Origin of the sequence: Streptomyces sp. NPDC020192 (genome assembly GCF_044388685.1) — a bacterium.
Classification (GTDB): Bacteria; Actinomycetota; Actinomycetes; order Streptomycetales; family Streptomycetaceae; genus Streptomyces.
In genome coordinates, this window is sequence record NZ_JBIRXG010000011.1 from 78,407 (window position 1) to 91,810 (window position 13,404).

Here is a 13,404-nt window from a genome sequence, read left to right on the forward strand (position 1 = left end):
GTCACCGGGATGCCGCGATCGATGCCGCCGTGAGCCTGTCCACGGCCGTCGCGACCGCCTCGGGGCTGGAGATCATCGTCAGGTGCCGGGCGCCCGGGATGAGCGTCGCGGGCGGTGCGCCGATGCGCCGGGCGGTCTCCTGCGGAGTCCGCCGGGTGAACACGTCGTCCTGGGCTCCGAACACCACCGACTTGGGCAGGCGCACCCCGGCGAGCCGAGCCACCTGGTCCGCGGGCAGACCCGGCACACCCGCGGCCAGCATGCTCCAGAGCGCGCTCTCCGCACCCGGCACCCGGAGCGGGCGTCGCCACTGATCCAGACCGGCGGCGTCCAGGCGCGGACAAGCGGGCCCGCACTGTGCGTCGTACACGCTGCGGATCACCGCGTCGATGCCGAGCCCGAGCCGCAGCAGGGTGGTGCGGTACGGGTCGATCAACACGTACGTGAGGGCCGGCGGCGGCCCGGCACCGGTGTCGAGGGCGTCGCCGTCGAGGAGCATCACACCCCCCAGCCGGCCAGGAGCCCGCAGCGCCGTCTCGCTGACCGTAGCGGCTCCGCTGGAGTGCCCCACCAGCAGTGGCCGCTCGCCCGGACCGCCGAGGTGCATGGCGTCCAGGAAGCCCAGGAGCTGCCGGGTGAAATGGTCGACGGTGTACGGGCCGTGGCGCTCGCTGTATCCGTCGCCCGTCAGGTCGAGCGCGTACACCCGGTGGTCGCGGGCGAGCAGCGGGGCAAGGCGTGACCAGGTGTCGACGGATTCGAAGGCGCCGTGCACCAGGACGACCGGTGGACCCGCCGTACCCCAGGTCTGGTAGCGCGTGCGGATGTCGGCGGCCTGCACGTACCTGAGCCCGCGCGGCGGCGTGGCGCGCCCGGCGGTGACGGCGTTGTAGACGAACGAGGCCGCCGTGCCGGCCACCAGCAGGGCGGCACAGCCCAGCGCGCCGCGCCGCAGCCACCGCCGCAGCCGGGAGCGGGGCGGCCGGTGCGCGCGCTCGGCAGGGAGCGACGGCGGAGCGGATGCCGGACGGGCGCCCCCGTCTCCGTCTCCGACCCCGGGTTCGGCTCCATCTCGGCGAAGATCAGCTGTCACAGCCCACAGCATCGCCCATGGCACACCCGGGGTCATCCTGCGGGGGGAGCCATCGTGACTACTCCGCCGGGTGTAGGGGAGCGCCGGGTGCGGGGAGCGCCGATGACGAGTTGTGTGACGCGGGCTCGGTCTCCGGGGACACGGTGCTCACCTGCCGTGTGTTCACGGTGTCGAGGACCCGGTCGCCGTACAGGTCCTGGAGCCAGTTGGTCTGGTAGACGGTGTCGAGGTAGCGCTCGCCGAGGTCGGGCGCGATGGCCACCGCGGTGACGCCGCGCGTTCCGTGCCGGGCCAGCCAGGCCGCCGCACCGCTGACCACCGTCCCGGTGGAGCCGCCGAACAGGAAGCCGCGTCTGGCCATGCGGTGGCACATACGGATGGTGTCGGGCTCCTCCACGCGGATCACCTCGTCGACGAAGGACTCGTCGAGCAGCGGCGGTCGCATGCTCATCCCGAGGCCCGGGATCATCCGGCGGCCCGGCTCGCCGCCGAACGTCACCGAGCCCACGGCGTCCACGGCGACGACCCGCACCGGGCGGTGCCACTGGCGGAAGTAGCGTGCACAGCCCATCAGGGTGCCGGTGGTGCCCGCCCCGACGAAGACGACGTCCACGTCCGGGAACTGGCGGACGATCTCCGGAGCCGTCGTGCGGTAGTGCGCCAGCCAGTTGCCCTCGTTGGTGTACTGGCTGAGCCAGACGTACCGGTCGTCGGAGGCGCACAGCGTACGGACGTACTCGATCCGTGTGCCCAGGAAACCGCCGTTGGAGTCCTGGTCGGCCACCACGTGCACCTCGCTGCCGAGCGCCTCCATCAGGAGTCTGCTCGACAGGTTGCAGCGGGAGTCCGTCACACACAGAAACCGGTAACCCTTGCTGGCGGCGATCATGCTGAGCGCGACGCCCAGGTTCCCGGACGAGGACTCGACCAGGACGGAGTCAGGCCTCAGGACTCCGTCCCGCTCGGCGCTCTCCACCATCTCGTTCGCGGCCTTCAACTTGATGGATCCGGCGAAGTTGAAGGCCTCGCACTTCAGATAGAGCGGGCCTCCGCAGATCGACTCCAGGTCGACGAAGAGGTCACCCTCGTTGAAGGCGTAGGGAGCGGTAATGACAGGCAAGGCGGGCCTCCTGTTGCCAGGCCGCGGACGACAGCCTCAGCCGTACCGGCGCAGCTCGTGGAAGAAGTCATCGATGAGACGGAGATCGCCCGTCCGGGACACCTCGTCGTAGACGTACTTGCCGACGACGAGGTCGAGAACACCGAGTCCGAAGGGCGAGAAGATCACCGGCCGGTCGGTGGGCGGTGCGACCCGTCCGGACATGACGTCGTCGAGGGTTCCGTTCAGGAAGTCGCGGCTCCCCGTGAGCTGTTCGACCAGGTGGGGGGACGTGTCGGCCTTCAGGCAGTGCTCGACGTCGTCGACGAAGTTGGCCGAGCCGAGCAGGATCTCGGGGGCCAGATCGCGCAGCGACACATGCAGGACCAGCGGGTTGTGGCCGAACCAGGCCGGGTCGGTGACGTGCGGCCGGCCGGCGATGGTGGCGAAGACCACGAGGTCGCTGGCACGGACGAGGTCCTCGGCGTTGTCATGGACGGTGATCCGCGCGGTGGTGCCGGCCTGCCGCAGGTAGCCGCGGAAGCCGTCGGCGCTGTCGGCGGACACGTCGTGCACGCCGACCGTCTCGAACGCCCAGCCCGTGCCGTGCAGGAAGGTGTGGATGTAACGGGCGATCAGCCCCGTGCCGAAGAATCCGACGCGGGTGGGGCGGGTCCGGCCGCGGCTGAGCCAGTCGGCCGCCAGCGCCGCGGACGCCGCGGTCCTGGTGGCGCTGATGATCGAGCTCTCCAGGCAGGCGAACGGGTAGCCCGTGTCGTGGTCGTTGAGGATGAGGACCGCGGAGGCCCGTGGCAGCCCGGCGCTCACGTTCGCCGGAAAGCTGGAGATCCACTTCAGGCCGTCCACGCGGTCCGGTCCGCCGATGGAGGCCGGCAGCGCGATGATCCGCGCCGTGGGCCGGTCCGGGAAGCGCAGGAAGTACGACGGCGGGTTGACCGAGTCTCCCGCGCCGTGCAGCCGGTAGGCGGCCTCGACCAGTTCCATGAGCTGTCTCTCGCGCCCGCCCAGCGCTTGCCGCACCTGCTCACCGCTGATCACCGCGAACGTCGGCGCGGAAGACCGCTCGGGCACGCCCGGCCGGGGGTCGGTCGACAGTACGTCGGTCATCGCTCGCTCGCCTCCCGGGCCGGGCCGTGGCCGGCCGGACGGAGGGGCTCGCCCATGCCGACCAGTACCTGCCGCTCCCCGGTGAACGCCTCCCGGCTGTGCGCGGTGGAGATGTTGTCCACGAGCAGCAGGTCACCGGCGTGCCAGGGGTCGCGCCGGGTGTGTGCCTCGTAGACGCTGTTGATCAGCTGGACGACGTCCTCGCCGATCGGACTGCCGTCGCCGTAGAGGGTGTTGAACGGCAGCCCGTCCTCGCCGTAGACGTCCACCAGGTACTCGCGCACCTCCGGGGCGAGCGTCCACTCGTTGAGGAAGGCGATCTGGTTGAACCAGCAGCTCCGGCCCGTGACGGGGTGCCGGACGACGGCACCGCGGCGCTGCTCGGTGCGCAGCGTCCCGTCGGGCTGCCAGGTGAAGTCGATGGCGTTCGCCCGGCAGTAGCGCTCGATCTCGGCGTGGTCGTGGGTGCCGAACGACTCCGTCAGGCTCGCCCCGATCTCGTCGTTGTAGGTGCGGGTCAGGATCCAGCCCTCCCGCTCGAACCGTTCGGTGAGCCCGGTGGGCAGTGCCCGCAGGACCTGTTCGGCGTCGGCCACCGCCGTCGCCCCGCCCTGCTCCGGCGCGGTCAGGCAGGCGAACAGCATGAGGCCGGGCACCTGAAGCGGGTAACTCAGCTCGTGGTGCATGCACATCGGCTGGTTGGCCGGCCAGGTCGTGGAGGAGTAGAGCCCGGGGCCGAGGGCCTGACGGGGGGCGAAGGTCTCCCGCTCCGTCAGGAGACTGCCGGCCAGCCGCGCGAAGACGGCACCGACCTGGTCGGTGTCCCGCAGCCCGAGCCCGCGGACGACCAGCGCCCCGTGCTCGGTGACCTGCGCGCGCAGCGCCTCGCGGTACTCGGCCGCCCAACTCGGGGCGTCTTCCGGGGGATCGACGCACAGCAGCGCCGGCTTGTCCGGCCGCAGCTCCACATCGAGCGGTGATGCCAGGGATGAGAACGGCATCTCGGGTTCCTTTCGGGTCGGCCGCCCGCGGTTCGTCGGGGCTCAGGAGGAGGCAAGTGGTGTGACGGCGCTCAGCACGGCCTGCGCCGCCTCGGCCGGACGGGTGCGCAGGAAGTGGTGGCCCCCGTCGGCGAGTTCGTGGAGATCGACGTGCTCGGCCAGGAGCAGCCAGTCCCGGTGGCGGTGGGCGTGACCATCGGTGTGCGGGTCGTCGGCGGCGACGACCACCGAGACCGGCGCGGACAGCTTCACCGGTGGCGGGTTCTCCAGGGCCGCGCGGAAGTAGCGGTGCGCGCCGACACAGTCGTGCCGGTAGGCCGCACCGATGCGTTCGGCGTGCCGCGCGTTCAGTTCCGCGAGTTCCGCGTAGCCGCCGTCCGCGGTCAGCCGCGCCGCGATCTCGGCGTCGCTCCGGCTCGTCAGCTCATCGATGGCGGTGCGCCGCTCGACGGCCGTGCCGAGCAGGTGCGCGCCGAGGAACACCCGCTCCACGCGCACCCCCCGCCGCTGGAGCCTCCTGGCCGTCTCGACGGCCGGCGCGGCGCCCGAGGAATGACCCCAGAGCATGACCCGGGACAGACCACGCGCCGTGATCTCGGCGGCGACCTGCTCGGCGACCTGCTCGATCGACGCGAACGGCTCCGGGTGCGCGGCCGGCTGGTGACCGGGCAGGTCCACGGCGAGGACCGCCGGGCCGGTGCCCGCCAGCGCGCTCGCCAGTGGCTGGTAGTTGACCGCGTTGCCGCCCGCGTAGGGGAAGCACACCAGGGCGCACTCCGGCGCACCGCCCCCGTCCGACAGGGGCACCAGCAGCTCCGGGCGCTGCCCGGCCGCGCCGTCGAGGACGGCGGCCAGGTCGGCGAGCACCGGGTGCCGGGTGACGTCCTTCAGGGACACCGCGCGGTCGAGCGCGACGGTGAGTCTGACCGCGGTCAGGGAGGTGCCGCCGAGGTCGAAGAAGTGGTCCGTGCGACCGATCCGCCGCTCGGGCACCCCCAGCAGTTCGGCCCAGGCCGCCGCCAGCCTCCGCTCGCTCGGGCTCAGCGAGCCGGAAGCGTCCCCGGCCTCCCCTTCCGGCGCCGACTCCTCGGCCAGCCTGGTCAGGGCCTTTCGGTCGATCTTGCCGTTGGCCGTCAGCGGGAGACCGTCCTGCCGGTGGAAGGCCGAGGGGACCATGTAAGCGGGCAGCGCCGCGCCGAGTGCCTCGCGCAGCACCTCCGGCGGCCGGGCCGTGCCGGTGTAGAAGGCGATCAGATGCCTGCTGCCGTCGGCCCGCTCGGCGACGACCACCGCACCGTCCCGCACCCCCTCCACCCGCAGCAGACAGTTCTCGATCTCGCCGATCTCGATCCGGAAGCCACGGATCTTGACCTGGTTGTCGCGGCGGCCGAGGAACTCCAGCTTGCCGTCGGGGTGCCAGCGCCCCCAGTCGCCGCCCAGATAGAGCCGTTCACCGGGCCGGTACGGGTCCGTCCGGTACGCCTCACGGGTCCGCTCGGGATCGTTCACGTACCCCCGGCCCACGCAGACACCGGCGAACGCGATCAGCCCCGGGGCGCCCAGCGGTACCAGCGACAGGTGCTCGTCGACGACGTAGACGCGCACGTTGTTGACCGCCCGCCCCAGCAGCACCCGGTCGGGCACCTCCTGAAGGACCTCGTGATTGGTGTCGTCCGAGGTCTCCGTCAGCCCGTAGGCGTTGAGCAGCCCGATGTCCGGCTGGACCGCGAACCAGCGCTGGACCAGCTCCCGTTTCAGCGCCTCGCCGGTCACCGACACACACCGCAGGTCAGGCAGCGTGCGCGGGTGCTGTTCGAGATAGGAGACCACGACCTCCAGGTAGGAGGGCACGACCTGCGCCACGCCGACCCGGCCGCGCTCCAGCGTGTCGACGAACCGTTCCACGTCCGTGATCACGTCCTGCTCGACCAGCAGGGTCCGCCCGCCGACCAGCAGCGGGGCCAGCAGCTGCCACAGGGAGATGTCGAAGCACTGCGGGGCCGTCTGCGCCACCACGCACCCCTCACCGATCGCCAGGTCGTCGATCTTGGCGTGGAGGTGGTTGAGCATGCCCGCGTGCTCGCACATCGCGCCCTTCGGCTCGCCGGTGGAGCCGGACGTGAAGTAGATGTAGGCCAGCCGGCCGGGGGCGATCTCCACGCCGGGGTCGTCGTCGGCGTGCGGTTCCGCGTACGCGGTGCCGACCAGAAGCTTCTCGACTCCCGGCAGCGTGGCCAGCGCCTGGTCGAGGGTGTCGGTGCTGCCGGGTTCGGTCAGGACCAGCCGGCATCCCGCCCGCGACAACGTTGCCGCGACACGGCCGGCCGGGAAGTGCGGCTCGATCGGCAGGTACACGCCGCCCGCCTTGAACACCGCCAGCACCGCCGCCAGCCAGTCGAGATCGCGCTCGGTGACGACGGCGACCACGTCTTCCCGGCCCAGGCCCCTCGCCAGCAGCGCGCGCGCCAGCCTGTTGGCACGCCGGTTGAGTTCGTCGTACGTCCACTCCTGCGCGCCGTGCACGGCCGCCACCGCGCGCGGATGCGCCCGTACCCGCTGCTCGAACAGCTCGTGTGCCCGCGCGTCCGGCAGCGGCCGGCGGGGTCCGGCCAGGCCTTCCAGCTGTTCCTGTTCCTCCTCGGCCGACACCAGGCTCCGGCGCGTGTGGTCGGCCTCCGGCTCTGCCGTCATCAGCCGCAGCGCCGTCACGTGGTAGCCCCCGATACGAGCCGCGGCCACGCTGTCCAGCACGTCCGTGCGGTACCGCAGGCGCAGCGTCAGCCGTCCGCCCCGGTCGGACCAGCGCACGTGCAGGACGCCGTCGTCGGCGTGGGCCCCGTCGGCTCCCAGGGGACCGAACACGATCTCGTACGGCGGCTCCGTCAGCCCCAGTTCCCACCGCAGCTTCTCCACCGGGAACTCCCGGTGCGCCAGCACCTCCGCCTCGGCGTGCTCGGCGGCCGAGAGCAGGGCCTGCCAGGACCCCGGGGGAACGGCCAGCCGGCAGGGCAGCGGCTCACCGCGCACACCGGTGGTGTACCCCGTGACCACCTCCGGTTCGCCGGACAGCGCGGCCAGCACCTTGCCGTGGGCGGCGAGCAGCAGCGCACTGACCGGCACGCCCCGGTGCCGGACCAGTTCCCGCATCGCGCCCGCCACGTCGTCCGGCACCGGTGTCTCGTGCTCGGCCACTCCCTCGGCCGGCTCCCGGACCCACCGCGGCACCGTGGTGACACCGCCGGCGGTCAGCACCCGGCTCCAGAACTCCCGGTCCGCTTCCATGCGCGCTCCCATCGAATGGCCTTCCTCAACTCACGGTCGCCGCAGTGGCGTTGGCTGTTGACGTGGTCCGGTCGGCGGCGCGGGACCCGATGCCTTCGTCCGGCATGGTCACGGCGGGATTGCCGCCCCACCGTGCGTCCGGGGGGACTTCCTCACCCTTCATGAGGAAGGAGTCGGGTGCCAGCACCGAGCCGTCGCCCATGGTCACGCCGTAGTGCACATGGGCGCCGACGCCGAGCGTGCAGCCGGCGCCCAGCGTGGTGACGTCGGACTTGAAGGTGCCGTCCTCCTGCGAGTGGCACTGGAGCTTGCTCCCCGCGTTGAGGGTGCAGTCGTCGCCGATGGCGGCGAGCGTTCTGTCGGTCACGTAGCAGCCGTCGTCGAACACCCTGCGGCCGACGCGGACGCCGAGCATGCGCCAGACGAGACTCTTGAAGGGCGTTCCGTTGAAGAGGTTCAGGTAGTGGTCCGGAACCTTCCACAGACGCTCGACCGACCAGAACGTCCGGTCGTAGATGGAGCACAACTCGGGGCGGAGCCTGCGGAAGGACAGCAGGCAGCGCTCCACCAGGATGTAGTACGCGGTGGACAACGCGAGCGTCAGCGCCAGATACGTGGCGATCACCACGTGCCCGATCACGCCGTACAGGTCGACGGAGGCCAGGGCGAGCAGGGTGAGCGCGAAGGTGTGCAGCCAGCGCACGCACAGCATCAGGGCCATCGAGCGAAGGTTGTAGCGGTTCTTCGCCGCGAGCCGACGGCGCAGCGTGTCGCCCGTCCTGAGGTGGTCGAACCGTGCGTCACGGTCCACGGAGCGGGGGATCTCGAAGCACGGGGAGCCGAGGAGGCCCACGCCTTCACGGACCTCGCCGTCGAGGGGAACCATCACCTTCGTCGCGAGCAGACAGTCGGCACCTGTACGGCCGCCCGCGGGATAGGCGATGTTGTTGCCCAGGAAGTTGTGCGGCCCGATGGACACCCGGCTCAGCCGGAAGGACGTGCTGGAGTAGTCCGCGTTGAGCACGGAGAGTCCGTCGGCCACCATCGTTCCGCTGCCGACGGAGACCAGGAAGGGCGTCTCGTGCTGCACCTCGGTGCCGAAGTTGGATCCGGTCTGCTCCACGTGCGACACGTCGTAGCCGAGGCCGCGGAGATAGTGGACGATGTAGGAGCTGTCCCCGAAGAGCCAGGCGAAGAACTTGATGTTCGTCATGCGCGCCGTCGCCCGGTGGGCCGCGTAGTGGAATCCGTACAGCGGATAGACCCGGTCCGGCTTGACGGCCAGACGCAGCAGCCGCGGGACGCTGTACAGGGCGGCGAGGCCCACCACGACGAAGCCGAAGAACAGCACCAGGGAGAGGACCAGCGCGTCGGTGACCAGTTCCGCGAGCGTCCACGAGGTCCTCTGCGGGTCGAGTCGCTTGCCGATCGCCGGCACCTCGGTGAACAGCATGTACACCCCGCCGACGGCCACAGGCACGTACAGGAGGAGCAGCTGCGCCAGCGTGACGCAGCCGAACCAGGCCCGGCGCCCGGTGCCGCACCCGGCCGGCGCGACCCGTACGTAGTCGACCCGGGTGGGCTCCGCCGGCGATCCGTGCCAGTGCTCGCCGGCCGGGACCGCCTGGCCGCGGTGCAGGGCGGAGGCGTGGCCGAGCTGGGCGCCGTCGCCCATCGAGGTGTCGATGTCCAGGACCGTCTTCTCGCCGACGAACACATCGCGCCCGAGCGTGATCCGGCCGGTCTGGATGCGGCCCGCGTGGGCCCGGTAACCGAGGAAGAAGGAGTCCTTGCGGACCACCGTGCCGGAGCCGATCGTCAGCAGGTCGGTGCAGACCGGCACGGAGGGGGAGAGGATCGTGACCCCCTTGCCGATCCGCGCGCCGAGTGCCCGCAGGTACAGCACGTACAGCGGAGTTCCGACGAGGAAGACCATGGGATTCGCGTGGAGCAGGACCTTGACGAGCCAGAAGCGCAGATACGTCAGGCCCCAGACGGGAAACTCTCCAGGTCTCCAGCGGCCGACGAGAAGCCATTTCGCGACGACCGGGAGCGCGCACAGAGCGACGAACCCGACCCCTCCGAACAGCAGCGACCGCAGATAGATGTCGGCGACGCCCGAACCGGTGGCGATCCACTCGTACCCCGCGGCGGTGACGAACCCGGAGACAAGGGAGTAGCTCAGGAAGGCCAGTAACTGGGCCGTTCCGCAGAGCAGATGGTTCAGCCGGCTGCGGCGCGGCGCCTGGGCCGGCGGGGGGAGGGCCGGATCGACGGGTGCGGGAGCCGCGTCGCCGAGAGCCGCCGCCAGGCTTCGTACCGTGGGGTACCGGTAGATGTCCTTCATGGACGGGGACGGCAGATCCGCACGTTTCCGTAGCCGCGCGCAGAACTGTGCCATGACCAGGGAGTTGGCGCCGAGTTCGGTGAAGAAGTGGCTGTCGACCGCGACCCGCTCGGCACCGAGGACGTCGGCCAGTGCCTGCGCGAACTGCTGCTCGGTCCGTTCGTACGGCCCGGTTATGGGGGCCTCGGAGGACTGCTCCACCATGCGATCTCCTGGACGGCGTGGACTTCGGCCCGATCACGGACTGGAGACTCCAGTTTGTTCAGGGATAGACCAGATTGCTACTTGATCGATCGGTCGCCGTGGTGCGAAAAATGTTCGATTGGGCCGTATTTCCTTGGTTCCGTGCAGGACGGGGACGTGTGCGGATCACCCGGACGGCGGTCCCCCACGCGTTCATAACGATCTCGGCTCAGGGCTTGTGTGATTCCTCATCCCCCTTAGCCTCCCGCCATGGCTTTTCTTTCAAGTCGCCGCGGAAGATCCCGTCTTGCCCCGGAACTCGACGACCAGGACCTGGGCAGGCTGCTGAAGAACCTGCTGGCGACCACGAGGGCAAGCACGGTCGGGATGACGGACATGTGCGTGGCGCAGATCTCCCGTCTGCTGGAGCGGGACCCGGAGGACTGGGACCGTCGGGCGCACCGCATGGGCGTCCTGGCGGAGTTCCTGGCCGGCTGGCGTCTGCCGCGCTCGTGGGCCACGCGTGAGCCGCGTAACGCGAACGCACTCGTGCTGTACGCATGGAGCGAGGTGGCCCTCGCCCGCTCCCAGGGGGGCCTGGACGACGCGGCCGGGGTGATCGACAGCTGTCTTCGGGCCGCCGAGCTCACTCCTCAGGACCCCACCCCGTGGGTGGCCCTCCTGAGGGCGGCACGCCTGGAACACTGGGAGCAGCCGCAGATGTTCGGCGTGTGGAACGAGGTGCTCGCACGCGACCGCTGGAACCGTGAGGCCTACCTCACCATGCTGGGCTATCTCACCCCGGAGGAAGCGGGGTCACGCATCCAGGTTCTGGAGTTCGTGGACGCCCTGTGCGCCCGCATGCCCGCGAACGCGCCCTGCGCGGCGACGGAACTCACCGCCCAGGTCCTCCAGTACCACTCCGTCCTCGACCGGGGCGGCTTCGAAGCGCTGGTGGCGCGCAATCACTGGTCCCGGGCGACGGCCGCCCAGGCCCTCGACCGCGTGGCCCACACCTGGGTGCAACCGGGATTCCTCCGTCACGCGCGGGCACGTGCCGACCTCAACATCCTCGCCTACGCGCTGATGGCCGCCGACCGGCGCCGGGAAGCCCGTGCGGCCTTCGAGGCGCTCGGCGGCACCGTCACCCACTGGCCCTGGCAGGCCGGCGGCGACCCGCTGGCCGAGTTCGAGCAGGCGCAGCGGAGAGTTCCCCGCGACGGGTGATCCGCGTTGTGGCGGGCCGGGCGCTATGTTCGGTCTGCTGCAGATGCCGTCCCGTCTGTCACGGGCGACGGAGGTACGGGGGTGGGATGGACGTCCTGGGGATCGACGCCTGCGGTAAGCAGGGGTGGGTGGGGATCCGGCTCACCGACGGCGCGTACGCGGGGAGCCTGGTGGCCGCGTCCCTCGATGCGCTGATCGAGCGTGCCGGTGCGGTACGGGTGATCACGGTGGACATGCCGCTCGACCTTGTCGAGCAGGGCTGGCGTGCCGCTGATCTCGCGGCCAAGGCGCTGCTCGGGGTGCGACGCAGCAGCGTGTTCCTCATCGCGCCGAGGCCTGCGTGGCAGGAGCCCGACTATGTGACGGCCGCGAACCGGTGCGCGGAGCTCACGGGGAGCCGGCTGAGCCGGCAGGCGTGGGGGCTGGCACCGAAACTTCTCGAGGGTCGGGCGTGTTGGCTTGCCGATGAGCGCATCCACGAGGTGCACCCCGAGGTGTCCTTCCACGCCCTGGCCGGTGGGGTGCCACTGGCGTACGCCAAGAAGACGTGGCGCGGCCAGAACCTGCGCCGCGCACTGCTGGCCGAGGCCGGAGTCGTGCTCCCGGACGAGCTCGGAGAGGCCGATCGGGTCGCCGTGGACGATGTGCTCGACGCCGCTGCCGCCGCCTGGTCGGCGCACCGGATCGCGCTCGGGACCGCGGAACGGATTCCCGCGGTGCCGGAGCCGGATGCGGAGGGCCGGCTCATCGAGATCCGGTACTGACCGTTCATCAGGTCCGCGCGTGCTTCACCGGGATGCGGGGGCAGGCTCATCTGCCCCAGATCCTCCGGTACGCCTCCCGGTAGCCCGGCGGGTCCCAGGCCGTGGCTCCGGCGCTGTTGGCGGCCGTCGAGACGTGGACGGGGGCGACGTAGCCGCTGGCGGGACGACCGGAGAAGGCGCGGTTGAACTCGTCGACGATCTGCCAGGCCTGCTGCGACAGCGGCTCGGGGACGGTGGCGGCCTGGTACTGCCCGCTGTTGATGCGCTGGAAGGCGGACGGGTCACCGTCGCCCGCGCCGATGTTGAAAGGCGGGCCCGAACCCTGTCGGCCGGCCGCGCGGAAGGCGGGGGCGGCGTCGGCGAAGTACAGGTCGTTGATGGCGACGGAGTGCGTCCACCTGTTCCGGAAGCGGGAGAGGAGGGAGGAGATCTCCCGCGGGGTGCGGCTGCTCGCGTCCGGGATCGGGATGTTCTCGTACGCGAGCAGCCGCACGCCGGAACAGGTGGCGAGTTCCTTCCTGATCAGCTCGGACTTGTTCCTCGCGAAGGGGATGGAGGCGTCGGTGAAGAGGACGACTCCGGCCCGGCCGTTGGAGTGGGAGATGATCCACTGTGCGCTGATGCGGGCCACGTCCTCGACCCGGGTGGTGACGTTGGTGAAGAGTTCGGGCCGCCTGCTGGGACCGGGGGAGGCGACCGCGTGCCAGCCGACGAGAGGGATGCCGGCCGCGTTGGCCCGATCGACCTGCTGGGAGGTCGAGCCGGGGTCGAAGCCGCCGATGACGATGCCCGAAGGCCGGAGAGACACGGCCTCGCTCATGGCCGCCTGGACGCCGGAGGGACTGCCGCCCGCGTCGATCACCCGGACGTTCCAGCCGATGACGCTCGCGGCCTCCCGCACGCCGTCCGCGACGCCCGCGACTCCGGGGTTGGTCATGGTCTGCGCGACATAGACGACCGTCTTGCCGGACACCGCTCCGGGGCCGCCGGTCGGCCCGTTCCAGACGGTGTCGGTCCGTTCCGCTCGTACGACGGCGGCCCGGGCCGTGGTCTGGGCCGCGGGGCAGCCGCCCGGGCCGGTGGTGGACACCGTGGGGCCGTTCGACGGGCCGCGCTGGCAGCCGGTGAAGGCGGCCAGCGCGGCCAGCAGCGCGAGGGAGACGGACCGGGCCGTGACGGCGCGTGGGGTGGCCTTGCGGTTGCGGTGCACGGGAGCTCCTCGCGGAGGGGCGAGCGTCAGGGTGCGGCCGGGGGCCGGAGCCGGGGCCCCGGCGTGCATG

9 protein-coding genes are annotated in these 13,404 nt (G+C 71.2%); 2 read left to right on the forward strand and 7 right to left on the reverse strand.

Annotation, left to right across the window (positions count from 1 at the left end; genetic code table 11):
- Position 1: 1 nt before the first annotated feature.
- The 6 genes from ACH47Z_RS21810 to ACH47Z_RS21835 are packed head-to-tail and all read right to left on the reverse strand — an operon-like array spanning position 2 to position 10,154.
- A complete protein-coding gene (locus ACH47Z_RS21810; protein ID WP_399076026.1) occupies positions 2-1,093 on the reverse strand; it encodes an alpha/beta fold hydrolase in 1,092 nt (363 codons plus the stop codon).
- A 58-nt stretch (positions 1,094-1,151) separates the two neighbouring features.
- Positions 1,152-2,213, reverse strand: coding sequence for a 2,3-diaminopropionate biosynthesis protein SbnA (sbnA, locus tag ACH47Z_RS21815; protein WP_399076028.1), 1,062 nt, complete (start codon positions 2,211-2,213; stop codon positions 1,152-1,154).
- Between the two features lie 36 nt (positions 2,214-2,249).
- A complete protein-coding gene (sbnB, locus tag ACH47Z_RS21820) occupies positions 2,250-3,320 on the reverse strand; it encodes a 2,3-diaminopropionate biosynthesis protein SbnB (protein ID WP_399076030.1) in 1,071 nt (356 codons plus the stop codon).
- A complete protein-coding gene (locus tag ACH47Z_RS21825; RefSeq protein ID WP_399076032.1) occupies positions 3,317-4,321 on the reverse strand; it encodes a TauD/TfdA family dioxygenase in 1,005 nt (334 codons plus the stop codon). Before ACH47Z_RS21825 ends, sbnB begins: the two co-directional genes overlap by 4 nt.
- Before the next feature lie 42 nt (positions 4,322-4,363).
- On the reverse strand, positions 4,364-7,615 hold the full coding sequence (locus tag ACH47Z_RS21830) for an amino acid adenylation domain-containing protein (protein WP_399076034.1): 3,252 nt from the start codon (positions 7,613-7,615) through the stop codon (positions 4,364-4,366).
- A 13-nt stretch (positions 7,616-7,628) separates the two neighbouring features.
- On the reverse strand, positions 7,629-10,154 hold the full coding sequence (locus ACH47Z_RS21835) for a Pls/PosA family non-ribosomal peptide synthetase (RefSeq protein ID WP_399076036.1): 2,526 nt from the start codon (positions 10,152-10,154) through the stop codon (positions 7,629-7,631).
- Between the two features lie 249 nt (positions 10,155-10,403).
- On the opposite strand from ACH47Z_RS21835, the gene ACH47Z_RS21840 reads away from it, so the two are divergent.
- Positions 10,404-11,360, forward strand: coding sequence for a hypothetical protein (locus ACH47Z_RS21840; protein ID WP_399076038.1), 957 nt, complete (start codon positions 10,404-10,406; stop codon positions 11,358-11,360).
- A gap of 86 nt (positions 11,361-11,446) precedes the next feature.
- Positions 11,447-12,124, forward strand: a complete 678-nt coding sequence (locus ACH47Z_RS21845; protein ID WP_399076040.1) for a DUF429 domain-containing protein — start codon at positions 11,447-11,449, stop codon at positions 12,122-12,124.
- 46 nt (positions 12,125-12,170) lie between these two features.
- On the opposite strand, the gene ACH47Z_RS21850 is transcribed toward ACH47Z_RS21845, so the two are convergent.
- Positions 12,171-13,334 carry a substrate-binding domain-containing protein gene (locus ACH47Z_RS21850; RefSeq protein WP_399076041.1) on the reverse strand — a complete coding sequence of 388 codons (1,164 nt, stop codon included), beginning with the start codon at positions 13,332-13,334 and terminating at the stop codon, positions 12,171-12,173.
- Between the last annotated feature and the right edge of the window lie 70 nt (positions 13,335-13,404).

What these genes read in the sequence shown, in the direction of transcription:
- sbnB (WP_399076030.1), bottom strand. Translation starts at nt 3,320, where the DNA reads ATGACCGACGTACTGTCGACCGACCCCCGGCCGGGCGTGCCCGAGCGG.
- ACH47Z_RS21825 (WP_399076032.1), bottom strand. Translation starts at nt 4,321, where the DNA reads ATGCCGTTCTCATCCCTGGCATCACCGCTCGATGTGGAGCTGCGGCCG.
- ACH47Z_RS21830 (WP_399076034.1), bottom strand. Translation starts at nt 7,615, where the DNA reads ATGGGAGCGCGCATGGAAGCGGACCGGGAGTTCTGGAGCCGGGTGCTG.
- ACH47Z_RS21835 (WP_399076036.1), bottom strand. Translation starts at nt 10,154, where the DNA reads ATGGTGGAGCAGTCCTCCGAGGCCCCCATAACCGGGCCGTACGAACGG.
- ACH47Z_RS21840 (WP_399076038.1), top strand. Translation starts at nt 10,404, where the DNA reads ATGGCTTTTCTTTCAAGTCGCCGCGGAAGATCCCGTCTTGCCCCGGAA.
- ACH47Z_RS21845 (WP_399076040.1), top strand. Translation starts at nt 11,447, where the DNA reads ATGGACGTCCTGGGGATCGACGCCTGCGGTAAGCAGGGGTGGGTGGGG.